Source organism: Providencia sp. PROV202, assembly GCF_028479565.1.
Taxonomy (GTDB): domain Bacteria; phylum Pseudomonadota; class Gammaproteobacteria; order Enterobacterales; family Enterobacteriaceae; genus Providencia; species Providencia zhijiangensis.
On record NZ_JAMPNV010000004.1, the window covers coordinates 91,409 to 111,198 of the forward strand.

Consider the following 19,790-nt stretch of genomic DNA (forward strand, 5'->3'; position numbering starts at 1 on the left):
CACACTACTGTTAGTTTTTATCTTTAATTATGTTAATATTCTCCCCATCGAATGAATAATCATTTGGGAACAATAAGTAATATCTTATTAAGAGTGTTCCGAGTGATTAACTTATTTAAACAGTTTAATATATCCCTGTTAATATCTCTTCGATAACGAATTAATAAGTTATGTTATTTAATTTCTAACGTGACTTACTTAACCAAATTGCTGTGTGTAGTCTTTGCCTGTCAGCCCATGATAGGCTTTTTTTTTATCCCTACGCCCCCCATCCCCAACTCTCACTATGACAGTGGCAATATAATATTCTAATTACTCTCCCTATACGTAATTACGCATAATTGGAGTAATGGATTTAATGGTTTTAATTATTTAATAACTTTTTATTTAACATTAATAATGACTTTATTTATGAGACTATAGTTTTATTTTGCTGAAAATCTGAATAATATATTATGAATATTTACGTAAATTAAACTTATATTAGGTTTAATTCTATTGCTGTAATAGGTTGCCTCTATATATAAACAAAGGTCGGTAAATAATAATTATTTACCGACCTTCTTATAATGAATCATCTAAAAATGAATAATTAAATTATTGATTTTCAGCGATTGTTAGCCAAGTTTGTACCACAGTATCTGGATTCAACGATAGGCTATCAATACCCTCATCCACCAGCCATTGAGCGAAATCTTGGTGGTCTGATGGACCTTGCCCACAAATACCGACATACTTGTTCTGACGCTTCGCAGCCTTGATTGCCATTGATAACATCGCCTTAACCGCATCATTACGCTCATCAAACAATTCAGATACAACACCCGAGTCTCTATCAAGACCGAGGGTTAACTGAGTCATGTCGTTAGAACCAATGGAGAAGCCATCAAAGTGTTCAAGGAACTGGTCAGCTAGTAGTGCGTTAGATGGAATTTCACACATCATAATCACTTTTAAGCCATTCTCACCACGTTTCAGGTCATGTTTTGCCAGCTCAGCAACCACAGACTCAGCTTGTGCTACTGTGCGAACAAACGGGATCATCACTTCAACGTTAGTCAGGCCCATCTTGTTGCGAACGCGTTTAACAGCTTCACATTCCAGTGCAAAACATGCACGGAAGCTATCTGACACATAACGCCCAGCCCCACGGAAGCCCAACATTGGGTTCTCTTCTTCAGGCTCATAAATATCCCCACCGACTAAGTTGGCATATTCATTGGACTTAAAGTCAGATAAACGTACGATCACGCGTTTTGGCCAGAATGCTGCAGCGAGTGTTGAAATCCCTTCCGTCAGCTTGCTAACGTAGAATTCAACAGGGTCGTCATAGCCGACCATCATATTGCGAATTTCTGCTTGTAATTCTGGCGTCTGAGCATCGAACTCTAGCAGTGCTCTTGGGTGAACACCGATCATACGGTTGATGATAAATTCGAGTCTCGCTAAGCCGACGCCTTCGTTTGGTAAACAAGCAAAATCAAATGCACGGTCTGGGTTACCCACGTTCATCATGATTTTGACGTTCAAATCAGGCATGTTATCCACTTCGGAGCTGTGAATTTCAAAATCTAATTTGCCATCATAAACGAAGCCAGTATCCCCTTCAGCACAAGAAATCGTGACCTCTTGGTCTTCTTTCAAGCGCTCGGTTGCATCTCCACAACCAACAACAGCAGGGATCCCAAGTTCACGCGCGATGATCGCTGCATGGCAAGTACGACCGCCACGATTTGTCACGATAGCAGCGGCTTTTTTCATGATAGGTTCCCAATCAGGATCCGTCATGTCCGTCACTAATACGTCACCCGGCTGAATTCTATCCATCTCACTTAAGTTATGGATAACTTTAACCGAACCTGCGCCAATACGATGACCGATTGCACGACCTTCAACTAAGACCTGCCCTTGGTCTTTCAGTTGATAGCGTTCCATAACCTGTTGGTTAGAACGAACGGTTTCCGGACGCGCTTGAACAATATACAGACGACCATTATGGCCATCTTTTGCCCATTCGATATCCATTGGACGGCCGTAGTGTTTTTCGATCTGTAAAGCTTGACGAGCCAACTCTTCCACTTCGTGATCAGATAAAGAGAAACGATTGCGTAGCGCTTCTGGCACATCTTCAATCTTCACTTGTTTACCGTGCTCTTTACTGTCGGCATAGACCATCTGCAATTTTTTAGAACCTAATGTACGACGTACAATCGCAGGCTTATTATTTTGTAAGGTTGGTTTATGGACATAGAATTCATCTGGGTTTACCGCGCCCTGTACAACCATCTCGCCGAGACCATATGCGGAGGTAATAAAGACGACTTGGTCGAAACCAGACTCAGTATCGATAGTAAACATAACACCGGAAGAAGCGAGGTCAGAACGCACCATTCTTTGCACACCCGCAGATAACGCGACGCCACGATGATCGTAGCCTTGGTGTACACGGTAAGAAATAGCACGGTCATTAAACAGCGACGCAAATACATGTTTAATGGCAACCAAAACCGCATCAATCCCTTGAACGTTGAGAAATGTCTCTTGCTGCCCAGCAAATGAGGCATCAGGCATATCTTCAGCGGTTGCTGATGAGCGAACAGCGAATGACGCTTCTGCTTCACCTTCAGATAATTGAAGGAAAGCTTCGCGAATATCCTGCTCTAATGCTGGCGTCAATGGGGTATCAATCACCCATTGGCGGATCTGAGCACCGGCTGTCGCCAGTTGGTTCACATCATCAATATCCGTTTCATCTAGCAGGTTGTAAATACGCTGGTTTACACCGCTCTGCTCCAGAAAATCATTAAACGCCTGTGCGGTTGTCGCAAAACCGTTTGGTACGGATACACCAAGATCGGACAAGTTGGTGATCATTTCACCGAGGGAAGCGTTTTTGCCTCCAACACGGTCAACATCATTCATCCCTAATTGGTTATACCAAAGTACATTACACGGAGTAAGGCCATTTGTGGACATTGAAAGCGATCCTTTTATAGCAATTTAGTGACAGACAACAAATCGTAAAAAATCTCGTTGGCGAAAATTCGCCTCGCGAATAGACTAGCACAGACGTTATGGGAAGATGGACTGGTGAATCGTTCCATCAATTAATAAAATTTTTTTGTTCTAAAAATTGTTCAAAATTTGTCTATACTTCCCCCCATAAATGATTTTTAAATGTTTATTCACTTACAATATTTTCCAAAACTTAGAAAAAATACGATAAAAAGAAGCCAGTTATGAGCGAATTAAATTCTATGAGTAAAAATGCCAGCCAAGTCCAACGCACCGTTTTTTTCATCTCTGATGGTACTGCAATCACAGCTGAAACGTTAGGGCACGCCGTCTTATCTCAATTTCCATTATCCTTTATTTCTTACACCTTACCGTTCGTTACTACGCAAGCACGAGCGCTTGAAATTAAACAAAAAATCGATACTATCTATGCTGAAACAGACCTTCGACCACTGGTGTTTTATTCAATAATTTCCCCTGAAGTGAAAGAAATCATCACTCAAAGTGCGGGCTTTTGTCAGGATATCGTGCAAAGTTTGGTCGCTCCAATACAGAGAGAAGTCGGGTTAGAGCCAGAACCAAAACTTAATCGTACCCACGGGTTATCCATGCAAAATATGAATCAATATGATGCCCGTATTGCAGCAATTGAATATACCCTCGCTCACGATGATGGCATCTCATTGCGTAACCTTGAACAAGCGCAAGTGATCTTAATTGGAGTCTCTCGCTGCGGTAAAACTCCAACAAGCTTATATTTAGCGATGCAATTTGGCATACAAGCCGCCAACTACCCATTCACTGCCGATGATATGGACAATTTACAGCTACCTGCCGCATTACGCCCCTATACCCATAAACTTTTTGGTTTAACCATCAGCCCTGAACGACTTGCGGCAATTCGTGAAGAGCGACGTGAAAACAGCCGTTACGCCTCACTTCGTCAGTGTCGTATTGAAATTGCTGAAGTAGAAGCCCTATTTAGACAGAATAAAATCAATTACTTAAACACAACCAACTATTCTGTTGAAGAAATTTCAGCAAAAGTGATTGATACGATGGGATTACAGCGTCGTATTTTTTGATGAAATAAAATATAAAAAATTATTCATTCAACCCAAGTTGGTGGTTTGAATTTGAGCCAGTTTCGTTTATTGTGACCTTAGTCACTAATACGGCTGTACGAAATGGCTCAGCCGAGTAAAAGTTTTGAGAAACAAAATGCATAAAACAGATGAGTTACGAACTCAGCGAGTGGACAGTTTAATTACACCACAAGTACTCGCTGAGGAATTTCCGATATCCCAAGCAATTGCCAATAACGTGACAGCGTCACGTAAAAGAATTGAAAAGATCTTATCCGGTGAAGACCCGCGTTTGCTGGTAATTGTAGGTCCTTGCTCTATTCATGATATTGACGCCGCAATTGAGTACGCGAACAAGCTCAATACACTACGTCAAAAATATCAAGATCGCTTAGAAATTGTCATGCGCACCTATTTTGAAAAACCGCGTACCGTTGTGGGCTGGAAAGGCTTAATTTCTGATCCGCATCTTGATAATTCATGTCAAGTAAACACCGGTATCCGCTTAGCGCGCAAACTTTTGATTGAAGTTAATCAATTAGGGTTAGCAACCGCCACCGAATTCCTCGACATGGTGACGGGGCAATATATTGCGGACTTAATTAGCTGGGGAGCGATTGGCGCTCGTACCACTGAAAGTCAGATCCACCGAGAAATGGCTTCGGCGCTCTCTTGTCCTGTTGGTTTTAAAAACGGTACAGATGGCAATATCAACATCGCTATTGATGCTATTCGTGCAGCCAAAGCGCAACATATGTTTTTATCGCCAGATAAGAGCGGGCAGATGACCATTTACCAAACCAGTGGTAACCCTCATGGGCATATCATTATGCGTGGTGGCAAGAAGCCTAACTATGAAGCACAGTACATTTCACAAGCCTGTGAAAAATTAAATGAATTTGGTTTAGCTGAGCATTTAGTGGTGGACTTCAGCCATGGTAACTGCCAGAAGATTCATCGTCGCCAATTAGATGTTGCGCAAGATATCGCCCAACAAATTAAGCAAGGCTCCACAGCGATTAGTGGCGTCATGGCAGAAAGCTTCTTAAAAGAAGGCAATCAAAAAATCTGTGCAAACCAACCTCTGGTTTATGGTCAATCGATTACCGACCCATGTTTAGGTTGGGAAGACACCGAACAGTTGATTGAAATTCTGGCTGACGCTGTTAACTTCCGCTTCAAATAAGTCTCGCTGTCCACAGCCAAAATAAGCGCTTTAAATTGTATTATAATCTAAAGTGCTTATTTCCATTCCTCGTCCAAATAAGTCACTACCGACACATTCAGTCAGCAATACAATTACCTGATAATTTCAATTATTTTAACATTATTAACCAAAAAATACTTGATACCGCCATTTTATTAACGATAATGATTCTCGTTTTAACTATATGCTACCCATAGATAATTTTTTTATTATCTTGGCTGCTAGAATCATATTACTCAGGAAAGGATTTCCTAATGGCGCTTACATTGAGATCAGCATCAACTTCAGGTGCTTCACACAGCAAAGTATTTTCTTTATCAACATTAACCGTCGCCCTTGCTATGACTGGGTTCAGTACTGCGAGTTTTGCTGCCGACGATATCATTCACGTCACCACCACTCCATTGAGCCACGAAAAGTTTGCCGTTGCTGAGCAATTTGAGGTGATTGACGCTACCGCACCAGAACAACAAACCGCATCATCCGCCCTCGATTTATTAAAGGGTCAGGCTGGTATTTTTGTGACGGGAGCCGGCAGTACCTATGGACAGTCAGTACAGATGCGAGGCTACGACTCCCGTGGTGTCAAAATTATGGTGGATAATGTAGTTCAGGATTTTAATTCTGGCTTATTCGATGCCACACTGATTGATCCCTCACTGATCAGTAAAGCCTATGTGCATAAAGGCGCATCTTCTGTACAACACGGCAGCGGCGCGCTTGCTGGTGTTATTTCCCTTAAAACCCTCAGCGCTTCAGAAGTGTTAGCACCCGGACAAAATATCGGAGGGCGCTTATTTAGTGGTATCAACCGTAATGATCATGGTTATTACGCGGGGGGAACATTACTTGGACGCAGTGATTCTGTTGATGCCCTACTCAGCTATAGCCAACGCAAAAAATATTTAATGGCATCAATTGATTCAGCACCTTTTGATAACCAAGAAAAAATTCATAACTGGATGCTTAAAACCGTCTGGATGGCTAATCCCGCATATCATGTTGGTTTACAGTTAAGGGAATACCGTAATGACGGTTTGAGTTTGAGACAACCTGCACTCATTAATACCCAAAAAAACATGTTCAAGAATACCCCGACTGAACGTCATGCACATCAGCGCGATATTCTAATCAATCAAATATTTAAGCCTGAAAATAGATTTCAATGGGAGGCTGAGTGGGATATTTATTATACTGATCTCAGCCTAAGCCAATTAGATTTAGTTAAAGCCGCTAAAAAACCAACGGAGTATGGTGCCGAAAGCCGTCATCAATATACCTATGGTTCTAAATTTTCAAACCACTTTACTTTGCCTGTATCGAGCTGGGCATACAGCAATATTCAAAGCGGTATTGAACACTATCAACAAAAACAAAAACCGAATCAATATGCAATTAGCTATCCACCAACAGAGTTATCAAATACCTCCGGTTGGCTAAACAATGAACTCACATTTGCCCATGTGCCTGTGACGCTTTCAGCTGGAACGCGTTTTACACAATATAGTGTCAATCGCGATGGCTTTGCCAAAAGCAAACATACCAATTGGTCTTCACGTTTTGCCATTAGCGCGACACCAACGCATTGGCTAAGTCTTCATTCCTCGTATGCCGAAGGCTATCGCGCGCCAAGAATGGCGGAGTTGTACAATAACTCACTTCACTTTTCCACCAAATGGGCTGGCACTTCAGTCTTTAGAACGTCCCCTGATTTAAAACCAGAAACCAATAAAACTACAGAAGCTGGCCTAAAACTCAGCTTCGACGATTTTGTGGTAACGGGTGATACGCTCAGCTTTGGAACAACCTATTTCCATACTAAAGCTCATAACTACATTGCGATGCATAGCCAATATAAAAGGAAAATGAACCGCGATTTATATTATGTCTGGTTCCCTGAAGAAATTTTCTATGCCAATGTGCCATCGGCCACCATTGCTGGGTTCGATAGCTTTATTCGCTATCAATCTCAGTGGTTTGATTTGAGCCTCAACCATAATTTAACCTCTGGGAAAGAAGATTTAGAAAATCACGCTCTCTCTTCTATTCGACCTGAATCGATGATGATTAAATTCAATGCACCTATAGCGAACACCGGAATTAATGTGGGCTGGACTGGCGAATTTGCCGCAAGAACAAAAATTACGGGAGATAGTACCTATAAACTGCCTGATAGAAAAAATTCTAACGATCTAGACCGCTACCGTCGTGAGATTTTCCAGCAGGCTGGTTATGGCGTTCATGATTTTTACGTAAACTACAAAGCCGACCAATTTGTCAAAGGGCTCAATACGACCCTAACCCTGAAAAATGCCTTTGATAGAGAATATGTTTCCTCCATGGGTGTACCTCAGGAAGTTCGTAATTTTTATTGGAACGTCAGTTATCAATGGTAATTAATAAGTAACTACATATTGAAATCAGGTTCATTTATCCCAATCTTAAATTTCATGGGTAAATGAACCTTTCAATACACGCACTATCGTTAAGAAAACAATTCACTTCGGAATTTCCTGTTAATTGTTATATTGCCTTGAAGTATTTTGTTCATTATTACATCAAATAAAATTTCAATAATTTACTTGGTTAATAAAATAGAACAGCACCAACAATAAATTTGAATAAGTCTATTGGCAAATCTAAATAAGTCTATTTTTAATCATAAAAATAAACATAACATACTGTATTTAAGTTAATTTTAACATTCAATAGTGTATGTTTAGTTTTTTGTATTTCAATAAAAACTATCGTAACAATAGTTATTCTCACTCAAAAACCGCACGATTAGCCTATCGATATATCGGAAAAAAAGGAAGAATAGACCATAATTTCATGAGTTATTATTAGTTATTAATGAACAATAGCCTACTAGAGTAGGAGGTAGATATGTCAGAAAGTGTAGTCAATGAAATCATTAGATGGCTTGAAAGCCAATTACAACGTAATGAAGGCATCAAAATTGATACTATCGCGGATAAAAGCGGGTATTCGAAATGGCATTTACAGCGTGTATTTAAAGAGCTTAAGGGCTGCACACTAGGCGAATACGTTCGTAAACGTCGCCTATTGGAAGCGGCTAAATCATTACGTGAAGGCAACTTACCTATTCTCGATATCGCGTTGCAATATGGCTTTAGCTCACAAGCGACATTTACCCGTATTTTCAAAAAACACTTTGATACTACCCCTGCTAAATTCCGTCAAGCAGGTGAGTTACCAGAATGTAAAACTTTTATGACTTGCAATTGCCATCATTAAGCGCGCATTAGATTTTCGTTACACCCTCAAACACCCATTCCAACGAAATCTATTTTTTGAGCCGATAAATAATCGGCTCTTTTTTTATCTCAGTTCGTTCACCAACCAACCTTCTAAATCTGCAAATTGCTCAGTCAATTCTGGCCACAATACGGTCATTTTTGCCATTAACTGACGCACGGTTTCCGTTTGATAGGCTTGCCCCACGAGTTGCTGACTTAACCACTCCAATGGCGACGGGTCGAGACTGTCGGTGAAAAATTGGCAGCGAGTTATCACGCCTTTTTCAATATCAAAGTGGAATTCAATACCGCCCCATGGGAATCGAGTATCTGCCATATGGCTAAAAGCAGGCGCTTGTCCAAAATTCCATTCCCAGCTACTTTGCTTCGCGAATGTTTCCGCAAAATTGGGTAAATCAGGGAGTTTTTCCGGTGAGATATACTCCGGTTCTACCGTTTCACCGTAGTAGCTAAAGAAACTATTTATAATTCCTTCGCACACTTTTTCATGGGAAATATCCGGTACCAACTCATTTAAATTGGCGACGCGAGAACGCACTGATGTAATCCCTTTGGCTTGCAGTTTTTTAGGGTCGGGATTAAGGTAGTTTGCTAAACGACTTAAATCGGTATTAATCAGCAAGGTGCCGTGGTGGAAGCCACGATCTTTAGTTTCACGGTAGGCTGAACCTGATATTTTTCGCGGGCCATTTTCGGTTTCGAGAACTAAATCATTGCGTCCAGAAATTTCAGCGTGGATCCCGACTTGTGCCAGTCCATCCACAATAATTTGGGTTGAGATGGTTTTATCATATTCCGGTTTTCCTGCCATAAAGGTAAAACAGGTATTCCCTAAATCTTGAAATACAGCCCCTCCGCCACTGCTACGGCGCGCTAATCGAACATTATCTTGTTCCATTTTGCGAGTATTGCATTCTTTCCATGGGTTTTGAGCGCGGCCAATGACAACAGTATCGGCATTACGCCATAGGAACATCACGCGTTGGTCCGCGGACATTTGGCGAAAAATAGTCTCTTCTACCGCTAAATTAAACCAAGGGTCGAAGGATTCAGAGATAAATAAACGTAATGTAGACATTCGGCTATCCTAAAAGCAAAACTTGCTCCTAAGATAGCATAATCATTGAGGAATTAATGAGGAATGAAGCAAAATTAGATGCGCCGTGCCTGCCAAAATACTTTTCGCCAATAGCTATTATCCATCGATGAACGCATCACACCTTTACTGGTGGATGCATGGATAAATGTGTTGTCCGTATCGTAAATCCCAACATGCAGGCCGTTTTCCCCAGATCCCGTTTTGAAGAATACCAAGTCACCCGGCATTAAATCCGATTTATCAATCCGCGTACCTAAACGCGTTTGGTCAACCGTCGTACGGGGGACTTCAATAGCAAAGCGGTCACTAAATGTTCGATAGACAAAACCCGAGCAATCCACGCCGTTTTGGCTCATGCCACCATAATGATACGGCGTACCATACCATTGGCTTAGCTGGTCTTTGAGTTGAGCGATAGTCATGATTGGATCAGACAATTGGGTTTTCATTGGCGGTGCTGATGTCCGTTTTACGGATGAAGAGCAGCCAATCAACACGAGGCAACACAGCAATGGTAGGTATTTGAGATTCACTATCATAGCGTACCTTATAGATAACCCGTGGGTATAGATAACTAAAAAATAATCACCTTAAGTGATATCCTAATACGCGAGACTATAATGTACAATGATCAACAGTACAACGCATAAAAAAATAAACACTTAAGGCTACTTATCTGATGCTATTTAGCTTTTTTGGTTAAAGGCTTGGAAGGTCGACTGATCAGCCATACGCCTAACAGAATAAATGCAATCCCCGCCGCTTTTAACGCCGTTGCGGGTTCATTAAACCATGGCAACACCACCGCCAGTATGTAAACAAACACATAGCTGAGACTGATAAGCGGGTAGGCTTTATTGAGCGCAATGTATTTTAACGCGAATAACCAGCACAACATTGATAATGTATAACAGACTAACCCGACAAAGATAATCCCTAAACTTGCCGCATTATCTGCTAGCCATTCTAGCTGCAACCAGTGCCAACCTAGAGAGAACGATGGAAGTTCCACAACTCCCGCTTTTAGACTAAGTTGTGCGACGGTAACTAATAGCGCGCTACCGAGTACCCATAAGTATCCTTTATTCATACACTTATACTCATCAGTAGTATACCTATCATGATTGAGGCAACCCCAAGCCAGTGGTTTAGTCCAGTTTGCTCATGGTAGACAAATTGCCCTATCAATGTGACCAAGACGAAATTAATACTGAGCATCGGGTAGGCAATACTGAGTGGCATTGTTTCCAATAACTTTAGCCAAAACAGCATTCCCAATCCCAGCATTAATACCGCCAGCACCAACCAACAAATGGCAGATGCGGCTTTATTATGTTTGTCTCCTTGCCAAGTGACGACCGCTTGCTTTTGGGCAATTTGCCCAATGCAAGTTAACACACTGACAAGGAGTAATAGAAGTAATTGCGCTATCATTGTTTATGGTAAACCACTATTGCCATACGTGAATTCTTAATGACTTCATCCGGCTTAGGAATGTCTGGCAAACCTTCTTTTTTACCTAACAAGAACACCACGGTGACCTGCCCTTCTTGGCGAGCTTTCGCTAGCCATGCTGCAAATTCATCCGGTTTAACCAAACGATGCGCACTGTCTGGGTATTCCAAGCCATAGGTTAATTCACCGCTGCTATTATAGAGATAAATATTGGAATTTTTGGTTTCCCATGCCAGTCCCGCAGCCACTCCAACGTTACTTGCCATCAAATACTGGCTGTTCATCAAAAGATCATGATTTTGATGAATAAAATTCTGCGGTAACTTCGAGTCAATCGTGTTATTTGGCAATGCGCTACCAATACATAAACTGACTGCCAATGAGCAAGACGCCGCCCATAACCAGTACTTGGCATTTAACACAGTACAGAGATAACCGATGATCGCCCAAATCGAAAATGCCACGACCCCCAGCACCATTTTTGACCATTCATCATGCTCGTACAGGGGCTTTTTGATCACACTGCTAACGATAATTACCGCAATCACCGCGGCAATCCCGATCACAATGTTAATGATACCGTTAGCTTTCAATGCCTTCATGGTGCCATTGCGTACACAATCCACACCATATTTCGCCATTAATAGCGCCAATGGTGCCATAAACGGCAGCATGTAAGTCGGTAATTTTCCGCGTGAAACACTGAAGAAAATCACCGGCACCACAAACCAACATAATAAAAAGAACATATCTGGGCTAGATTTACGCTCTTTCCATCCTTTAATTAAAGAGCCGGGTACTAAGCCCATCCACGGAATAGCACCAAGCAAAATAATCGGAATGTAGTACCAGAATGGCGCGACGTGCTGAGCATCATCCGCCGTAAAGCGTTTCACATGCTCAACCCAGAAGAAGTAATTCCAGTAATCCGGTTCTTGTTTGGCTATTGCCAATGCCCATGGCAAGCTAATGATCACCGCAGTAATAATCGCTAATGGACCATATTTGAGCATTTCAAGAAAACGTTTTTGATACAAGGTGATAGGCAGCATCACGATGACGGGAATGGCTAAGGCCAAAAAGCCTTTGGTCATGAATGCCATACCACAAGCCAAGCCAAGAGCTCCCCACGCGGCGAGTTTGGTTTTCACCTCTCGAGCTTTCATTGCCCATAAGCAACAGAACATACTGGCGGCTATCCATAACGATAGCATCGGGTCGAGAACGCTGTATGTTCCTACTGCAAACACCAAGAACATCGAAATGTAGATGAAGCTTGCCACATAAGCAACATGGCTATTACGCCACATCATTTTTGCCATGCGGTAAACCAGCAGAGTGCTCAATAAAATACAGAAGACAGAACCGAAACGAACTGCAAAGTTTGTGTCACCAAAAATCATTTGGCTAATATTGTTGATCCAATACCCCGCCACTGGTTTTTCAAAGTAACGAATATCCAGCATGTACGGCACAATCCAGTCACCGCGTTGTAGCATTTCGCGACTGATTTCCGCATAACGGGTTTCATCCGGCTGCCAAAGTAAACGGCTGTTTAACGGCAACAAATAGGTCAAGACAAAAAAAAGAGCCAGCAGAGAGGCTCCTACTTTGCTCGCTCGGTTATTCAACATGGGTATTTTATTCCTCTTCTTGGCAGCCCAGCCAACCTTCTCGTCCCGGGAATGGGGCGCGAACCACTCTTCCTTTTGGAAGCGTATTGATGTCTTCAGGCAACAATTCACTCAATGTACAGAATTGGATTTCTTCTTGCTTAATTCGTTCCAATAATTGTGAAAATTGTTGTGACTTTGACATTCCTTCCACTTCCGTATGGATAGTGTAAACAGGAACACCTTGGTCATCTTTGATTGCTTGGAGAATAAAGTCATTAAATTCTTCGTCCGCTACCACTGTACCAACGACTTCATCGTAGGTCGGTAACGTCACAGGAATTTGCACTGTTCCCAACGAACCATCACGTAGAATAGGTCTAAATGGGAACTTTCCACGGCAGTCGCTGTTGTAGTCAAAATTAAACCCTTGTTTAACTTCGAGTACACGCTCGTCACCACGCCACCCTGCTACCGCTGAACAAGTGACTCGTTGACCTGTCGCGTTGTGCAGTGCGTCGACACCCAATTTCACTTGTTCAGTGAGTTGAGCCTCGCTCCATTTAGCCACTTTGGCTTGCCACCCTTGATGATCCCACGCATGTAAGCCGACTTCATGCCCAGCATCCAAGGTTTGTTTCATCAAATAGCCTAAATCTTTGGCGATTTTTTTACCTGGCCACGCAGTACCCGCCAGTAAAATATCTAAACCATACAAAGATGCCGCATTCGACCGTAGCATTTTCCACAGAAATTTAGGACGCAAAAGGCGCCATAAATGGCGCCCCATATTATCGGGTCCTACACTGAAGAAAAAGCTGGCCTGAATATCATGCTCTTTGAGCACTTTAAGTAATTGAGGAACCCCTTTCAATGTACCTTGATAGGTGTCCACATCGATTCTCAAGCCAACTTTTTTCATTATTTTTTGCTTTCCAGCTCTTCTACAGCACCCTGTAAGAAGAAGTCTAATGTTTCTTCAATGGTATCTTTCATGTCGATAGTCGGAACCCAGTCAAGTAAACGACGTGCGTTTTCAACACTTGGTTTACGATGCTCAACGTCTTGGTAACCTTGACCATAGTAGCTAGCACTTTCGATTTCACGGAAGCCAGCAAATGGAGGGAACTTGCTACGAGCTGGGTGTTTTTCGAAGCTTTCTAACAGCATTTCCGCTAACTGACGAATACTTGCTTCGTTAGTTGGGTTACCGATGTTGATGATTTGACCATCACATTTGCCGTCTTTGTTTTCAATGATGCGGAACAGTGCTTCGATACCATCTTTGATATCCGTGAAGCAGCGTTTTTGTGCACCACCATCGACTAACTTGATTGGTGAACCTTCAACTAAGTTCAGGATCAGCTGAGTGATTGCACGTGAGCTACCAATACGCGCAGAGTTCAAGCTGTCTAAACGTGGACCCATCCAGTTAAATGGACGGAATAAGGTGAATTTCAGACCTTCTTTCGCGCCGTATGCCCAGATAACTCGGTCAAGTAACTGTTTAGATACAGAGTAAATCCAACGTTGTTTGTTGATTGGACCGACGATCAGACGAGATTCGTCTTCATCAAATTCTTTATCATCACACATACCATAAACTTCAGATGTGGATGGGAAGATGATGCGTTTGTTGTATTTCACGCAGTAACGAACAACTTTCAGGTTTTCTTCGAAGTCTAATTCGAATACACGCAGTGGGTTACGGGTATATTCGATTGGCGTCGCGATAGCAACCAGTGGCAGAATAACGTCACATTTTTTGATGTGGTACTCAATCCATTCAGTGTGGATGCTTACGTCACCTTCGATAAAGTGGAAACGAGGGTTACCAATGAAACGTTCAATCGCAGATGAGCCAATATCCATACCATAGATATCGTAGTTGTCATCTTGTAACAGACGCTCAGTTAAGTGGTTACCGATAAAGCCGTTCACACCTAGGATAAGGACACGTTTACGACGCTTAACTTGCGCAGTTGGTTTAGCACCAACGCGAACGTCAGTTACGATGCCCATTTCGTTAGCCAGACGGTTGCCTTGCATGTACAGACCAGTTTCGCTTTGACCGCTAACGATTTCCAGTGCGCCTTGACCACATGCGATACGCAGTGGGTCGCTAGATAATACAGTACCCGCAGCTTTACCTTGGTTATCGTCTAATACACGAGCACGCCATACTATCATTTTACGTGCACCTAAATAGGTGAACGCGCCTGGGTATGGTTCAGTCACTGCGCGGATCAGGCAGCTAATTTCTTTCGCGCTGCGGCTCCAGTCGATTTGACCATCATCAGCACAACGACGACCGAAGTAGCTTGCTTGGCTCTCATCTTGAGCAACAGTTTTGTAGCTGCCCGCTTCGATTAATGGCAGAGTTTTATCTAACAGAACTTCTGCTGCTTCACGGACTTTCGCATGCAGAGTCAGGGCAGTATCAGTATCCGTGATAGCCACTTTTTCTTGCGCTACGATATCGCCAGCATCAGCTTTAGCGACCATTTTGTGCAGCGTTACGCCAGTTTCACTTTCACCATTTAACAGTGCCCAGTTGATGGGTGCACGACCACGGTATTTAGGCAGTAAAGAACCGTGCAGGTTGAAAGCGCCTTTCGGTGCTAATGCTAACAGTTCTTCGCTTAACATATCGCGATAATAGAAAGAGAAAATCACATCGGGTTTCATCTCACGAATACGTTCAATCCACAGTGGGTGGTTAACGTTTTCTGGAGCGAAAACAGGAAGTTCCATATCTGCACTGACACGAGCTACAGAAGAGTAAAAGTGGTTTTCATTTGGATCATCAGTGTGAGTAAATACTGCCTGAATATCAAAACCCGCTTTCTCAAGCGCTTTTATCCCTACACAGCCAATATCATGATAGGCAAAAACAATAGCTTTCATTAGTTTTCTTCCTGATTTTTGTCGGTTTTAAGGTCTGCACCGACGACTTTTTGAATAAAATAACGAGGTCTCGCGCGCACATCATTATAGATCCTACCGATGTATTCGCCCAATAATCCCATAGCAACAAACTGCGCGCCGATAAACATAAAGAGTATCGCAAACAGTGTAAATACGCCGTCAGCTGCCCAGCTCGCACCAAACAGTAAACGTAAAACAATTAACAACACTGCCAGCACAAAGCCGCCAGCAGCGATAATGCTACCAACCACGCTTAACAGACGCAGAGGCGCAGTCGTTAAACAAGTTAATAAGTCATACATTAAATTAATCAGCTTCATAAAGCTGTATTTTGAATCACCAAACTCGCGTTCAGCATGCGCTACATCAATTTCGATGGTTCTACGCGCAAAGGTATTCGCTAAAATAGGAATAAATGTGCTGCGTTCATGGCATTGAAGCATCGCTTCAATAATATGACGGCGATAAGCTCGCAGCATACAACCGTAGTCACCCATTGAACGACCCGTCGCCTTGGTGATCATTGCATTGATCATTTTTGACGCCGTTTTGCGGAACCATGAATCCTGACGGTTAGCGCGACGAGTTCCAACAACATCATAGCCTTGAGCCGCTGTTTGTACTAAACGAGGGATCTCTTCCGGTGGGTTTTGTAAGTCCGCATCAAGAGTGATAACTAAGTCGCCATCCGCTTGATTGAAACCTGCCATAATCGCAGAATGTTGACCATAATTGCGGTTTAAAATGATCGCAATCACATGGTTATCTGGGTTTTCAGCCGCTTCAACCAACATTTTTGCAGAACGGTCGCTACTTCCATCGTCAACTAAAATTAACTCATAAGCTTGAGTCAGTTGTTTACAGGACTTAATCGTACGTTCTAACAACTGAGGCAAACTTTGCTCTTCGTTATAAACAGGGATTACCACTGAGACTTTTTTAATCTCATCAAATTCATCAGCTAATGACACTATTTTGACTCCAAAAGGACTGTATTAATCGCACTCACTACCCGTTCAACATCCGCGTCAGTCATATCTGGGAACAGAGGCAATGAGCAAAGCGTTGCACTATTCCATGTTGATTCTGGTAATGACAGCTCTGGGTATTTTTCGCGGTAATATTTTTGTGTATGAGCCGCACGGAAATGTAATCCCGTACCAATATTATGCTCTTTTAGCTTCTCCATAAATGCATCGCGGTCAATGCCACACACAGACTCATCAACACGCACCATAAATAAGTGGTTAGCGTGTAAATGTGGGTATTCTGGCACAGATAACATTTGTAATGGAGAGTCTTTTAGTAACTCACGGTAGCGTGCCGTCAGTTCAGCTCGACGCTGGTTTAAATACTCAACGCGGGATAATTGTACTACTGCAATCGCCGCATGAATATCTGATAAGTTATATTTGAAACCCGGCTCAACCACTTCGGCTTGCGGTTTACGACCTTGCATTTGGCGATCAAACGCATCTACACCTAAACCATGAAATTTTAATGCACGAACACGCTGAGCAAGTGCATCATCGTCAGTGGCGACCAGACCACCTTCAGCACAGGTTACGTTTTTGATTGCATGGAATGAAAAAATGGCAGTGCCCTTCTCACCAATCCACTCATTTTTATAACGCGTTCCGACCGCATGAGCCGCATCTTCAATGAGGAAAACACCCGCTTTTTTGGCGATGGCACGTAGGGCATCTAAATCACAAGGCGCCCCCGCATAATGAACAGGAATAATTGCCTTCGTTTTGCTCGTTAAGGCTTTTTCTACTGCTTCTGGCTGAATCATGAGGGTATCACGATCAACATCAATCATAACTGGCGTTGCACCTAACAGCTCAATCATATTGATAGTTGAAACCCATGTTTGTGACGGAGTGATAACCTCATCACCTGGACCGATACCCAGCGCCATCAAAACAACATGCATACCTGCGGTTGCCGATGCGAGGGCAATCGCATGCTTGCAACCATAACGTTTACAAAAATCTTCTTCTAATTGATGATTCTGTGGGCCTGTAGTGATCCAGCCTGAACGCAGAACGTTTTCTACTGCCTTAACCTCTTCATCCCCGATTGCTGGTTTTGAAAACGGAAGGAAATTGCTCATATTGTCTGTAGCCTAGTTTCATTATGAATAGGATATTCTAGTTAAAATTACTTTAACCGAACCTCAACACCAGTCATCATTACTGCAATAATTGCCATAATACGGGCAATAAGAACACGATTAGCTAATTAGTATGGTCGTTAATTTGCCATACTTTATTCAATGAGCTCTGATTGAGTTTTATATCAGCCATAAATACATCTGACAAATGACTTTCTGTCATGACATTGTCAGGCTCACCTGCATAGATAATTGCGCCTTTCTTCATCATCCAAATTCGACTTGCATTTTTATAAGAATGACTAAGATTATGTCCACTCATTATAACTGTTCCTGCGCAATGACAAAAACATTTCACCCATTTATCTAGCATTCCTTGCTGAATAATATCTAAATTGTTTATTGGTTCATCAAATAAGATTATTTTTCCGCTCAAACAGTCTCGATCCCATACCTGCAAAAATACAGCGACTATCCGAATTCGCTGCCATTCCCCACCAGATAATTGGTTAATAGGCTTAGATAATAATGATGAAAGTTGAAAATCTTCGCATAATTCGCTAAAAATCGTGGGCGGAACGACATGCTGCTCAATAAACAAGGATAAGTATTGAAACACTTTTAAACTCGGTAAAATTCCCGTTTGCTGTGTGAGATAAGAACGACACCTTGCAACATCCTGAACAGCATAATCTTTCAAATTGACATTATTAAAAAAAATCGTTCCTGTGTAAGATGTGCAACCACTCAACGCTGAAAGTAAGGTGCTTTTCCCTGCCCCATTGGCACCTAATAGGTGTATCTGCTCCCCTGCAAAAACGGATTGATTAATACCCCGTAACCGGTTTTTCACAGTCAGATTTTGCGTTTCAATCATCACTGTTTTATTCATATTATTGTCGCCACGTATGATTTTTGACGAGAAGATAAATAAAAATAGGGGCGCCCAAGGTTGCAGTAATCACGCCAATCGGAATTTCAGCATTGTCTATCAATAATCGGGACAACAAATCTGCAACTAATAAGCATAGCGCACCAGCAATTGCACAGGCTGGCAATAAAAAACGGTTATCAGTGATCCCACTTAGCCTTAATATGTGGGGGATCACTAATCCTATAAAACTAATTGCCCCCGCAATTGCTACACTGAGTCCAATTAATATTCCAGTAATGATAATTAATATTAATCGCCAACGATGCGTAGAAATACCCAATTGATAAGCTTGAATATCACCCAGTAATAAATAATTTAAAATTCTTCCCTGAGTGATTGCCCAAAATAAAAACGGAAGGCAGGCTATGACTAATCCTATTTGACGCCAATCAACACCACTGAAACTGCCCATCATCCAATACAGCAATTGACGTAAATCTAAATTACTGCTCATGTAAACCATCCATGTCATACACGCACCACTGATCACACCTAGCGCAACACCAACTAATAATAAGCTGGCATTATTCAAATGTTGATGGCGAGCAAAATAGAGTAAAATACCCGTGAGGGCTAAAGCACCGATAATGGCACTCATGCTAACTAGCCAATAATAGGTAACCCCTGATGAGAGCAATACGGTAAAAACAACTGCAACCCCTGCACCATTACTGACCCCTAACAATCCAGGTTCCGCTAATGGGTTCTCAAATAACGCTTGCATGATGGCGCCCGTTACTGCCAATGATGCTCCAATGGTGATAACCGCAAGGAGCCGAGGTAAGCGGATTTGCCAGACAAATAATTGTGCGGAATCATCCATCCATTGGCTCGGCCAATACCAAATTTCTCCTGCACTGAGCGATAGCATTGCAATGATAAAAAGACTCAGTAACAACAAAAAAATCAAACCTATATCGGATTGATATTGCTGTTTTTGTAATTGTTTCAAGGAAATAGTCATTACATTTACAATAATTATCTTTTGTTAAAAAAATAAGCGCGTTTTATATAAGAGAGAGCATAAAAAAAAATTTAAACTGCTGCCAATTTTAAT

General features: G+C 42.1%; 16 protein-coding genes. 4 read left to right on the plus strand and 12 right to left on the minus strand.

Features of this window, described 5'->3' with window-relative positions; all coding sequences use genetic code 11:
* Positions 1–597 precede the first annotated feature (597 nt).
* The gene (gene ppsA / locus PR799_RS01930; protein ID WP_154627941.1) at positions 598–2,976 is read right to left on the minus strand and encodes a phosphoenolpyruvate synthase; all 2,379 of its coding nucleotides are present in this window, start codon (positions 2,974–2,976) and stop codon (positions 598–600) included.
* 281 nt (positions 2,977–3,257) lie between these two features.
* Between ppsA and ppsR the strand changes: the two genes are divergently transcribed.
* From ppsR to PR799_RS01950, 4 genes are all read left to right on the plus strand, one after another.
* Complete coding sequence (ppsR, locus tag PR799_RS01935) at positions 3,258–4,100, plus strand: posphoenolpyruvate synthetase regulatory kinase/phosphorylase PpsR (protein WP_154604422.1); 843 nt, start codon at positions 3,258–3,260, stop codon at positions 4,098–4,100.
* A gap of 136 nt (positions 4,101–4,236) precedes the next feature.
* On the plus strand, positions 4,237–5,286 hold the full coding sequence (locus tag PR799_RS01940) for a 3-deoxy-7-phosphoheptulonate synthase (RefSeq protein WP_272521133.1): 1,050 nt from the start codon (positions 4,237–4,239) through the stop codon (positions 5,284–5,286).
* A 275-nt stretch (positions 5,287–5,561) separates the two neighbouring features.
* The gene (locus PR799_RS01945; RefSeq protein ID WP_272521134.1) at positions 5,562–7,703 is read left to right on the plus strand and encodes a TonB-dependent receptor domain-containing protein; all 2,142 of its coding nucleotides are present in this window, start codon (positions 5,562–5,564) and stop codon (positions 7,701–7,703) included.
* 490 nt (positions 7,704–8,193) lie between these two features.
* A complete protein-coding gene (locus PR799_RS01950) occupies positions 8,194–8,565 on the plus strand; it encodes a helix-turn-helix domain-containing protein (RefSeq protein WP_006813273.1) in 372 nt (123 codons plus the stop codon).
* An 84-nt stretch (positions 8,566–8,649) separates the two neighbouring features.
* Here the strand turns inward: PR799_RS01950 and PR799_RS01955 are convergent, their stop codons facing one another.
* The 11 genes from PR799_RS01955 to btuC form a co-directional block, all read right to left on the minus strand.
* Entirely contained in the window at positions 8,650–9,666 is a 1,017-nt protein-coding gene (locus PR799_RS01955; protein WP_272521135.1) for a lipoate--protein ligase A, read from the minus strand.
* 74 nt (positions 9,667–9,740) lie between these two features.
* On the minus strand, positions 9,741–10,226 hold the full coding sequence (locus PR799_RS01960) for a C40 family peptidase (RefSeq protein ID WP_036950443.1): 486 nt from the start codon (positions 10,224–10,226) through the stop codon (positions 9,741–9,743).
* Positions 10,227–10,369: 143 nt separating this feature from the next.
* Positions 10,370–10,777 carry a 4-amino-4-deoxy-L-arabinose-phosphoundecaprenol flippase subunit ArnF gene (arnF, locus tag PR799_RS01965; protein WP_154627937.1) on the minus strand — a complete coding sequence of 136 codons (408 nt, stop codon included), beginning with the start codon at positions 10,775–10,777 and terminating at the stop codon, positions 10,370–10,372.
* Positions 10,774–11,121, minus strand: coding sequence for a 4-amino-4-deoxy-L-arabinose-phosphoundecaprenol flippase subunit ArnE (gene arnE, locus PR799_RS01970; RefSeq protein WP_154627936.1), 348 nt, complete (start codon positions 11,119–11,121; stop codon positions 10,774–10,776). The genes arnF and arnE overlap by 4 nt, the downstream gene beginning before the upstream one ends.
* Positions 11,118–12,776, minus strand: coding sequence for a lipid IV(A) 4-amino-4-deoxy-L-arabinosyltransferase (arnT, locus tag PR799_RS01975; protein ID WP_154604015.1), 1,659 nt, complete (start codon positions 12,774–12,776; stop codon positions 11,118–11,120). Before arnT ends, arnE begins: the two co-directional genes overlap by 4 nt.
* 7 nt (positions 12,777–12,783) lie before the next feature.
* Positions 12,784–13,677, minus strand: coding sequence for a 4-deoxy-4-formamido-L-arabinose-phosphoundecaprenol deformylase (gene arnD / locus PR799_RS01980; protein ID WP_154627934.1), 894 nt, complete (start codon positions 13,675–13,677; stop codon positions 12,784–12,786).
* Entirely contained in the window at positions 13,677–15,662 is a 1,986-nt protein-coding gene (arnA, locus tag PR799_RS01985) for a bifunctional UDP-4-amino-4-deoxy-L-arabinose formyltransferase/UDP-glucuronic acid oxidase ArnA (protein WP_108479020.1), read from the minus strand. The genes arnD and arnA overlap by 1 nt, the downstream gene beginning before the upstream one ends.
* Positions 15,662–16,654 carry an undecaprenyl-phosphate 4-deoxy-4-formamido-L-arabinose transferase gene (arnC, locus tag PR799_RS01990; RefSeq protein ID WP_036950457.1) on the minus strand — a complete coding sequence of 331 codons (993 nt, stop codon included), beginning with the start codon at positions 16,652–16,654 and terminating at the stop codon, positions 15,662–15,664. Before arnC ends, arnA begins: the two co-directional genes overlap by 1 nt.
* The gene (arnB, locus tag PR799_RS01995; RefSeq protein WP_272521136.1) at positions 16,654–17,799 is read right to left on the minus strand and encodes a UDP-4-amino-4-deoxy-L-arabinose aminotransferase; all 1,146 of its coding nucleotides are present in this window, start codon (positions 17,797–17,799) and stop codon (positions 16,654–16,656) included. The genes arnC and arnB overlap by 1 nt, the downstream gene beginning before the upstream one ends.
* 124 nt (positions 17,800–17,923) lie before the next feature.
* Positions 17,924–18,691 carry a vitamin B12 ABC transporter ATP-binding protein BtuD gene (locus PR799_RS02000; protein WP_272521137.1) on the minus strand — a complete coding sequence of 256 codons (768 nt, stop codon included), beginning with the start codon at positions 18,689–18,691 and terminating at the stop codon, positions 17,924–17,926.
* A gap of 1 nt (position 18,692) precedes the next feature.
* Positions 18,693–19,697 (minus strand): vitamin B12 ABC transporter permease BtuC, encoded by a 1,005-nt coding sequence (gene btuC / locus PR799_RS02005; RefSeq protein ID WP_272521138.1) that lies wholly within the window; start codon positions 19,695–19,697, stop codon positions 18,693–18,695.
* Positions 19,698–19,790 lie beyond the last annotated feature (93 nt).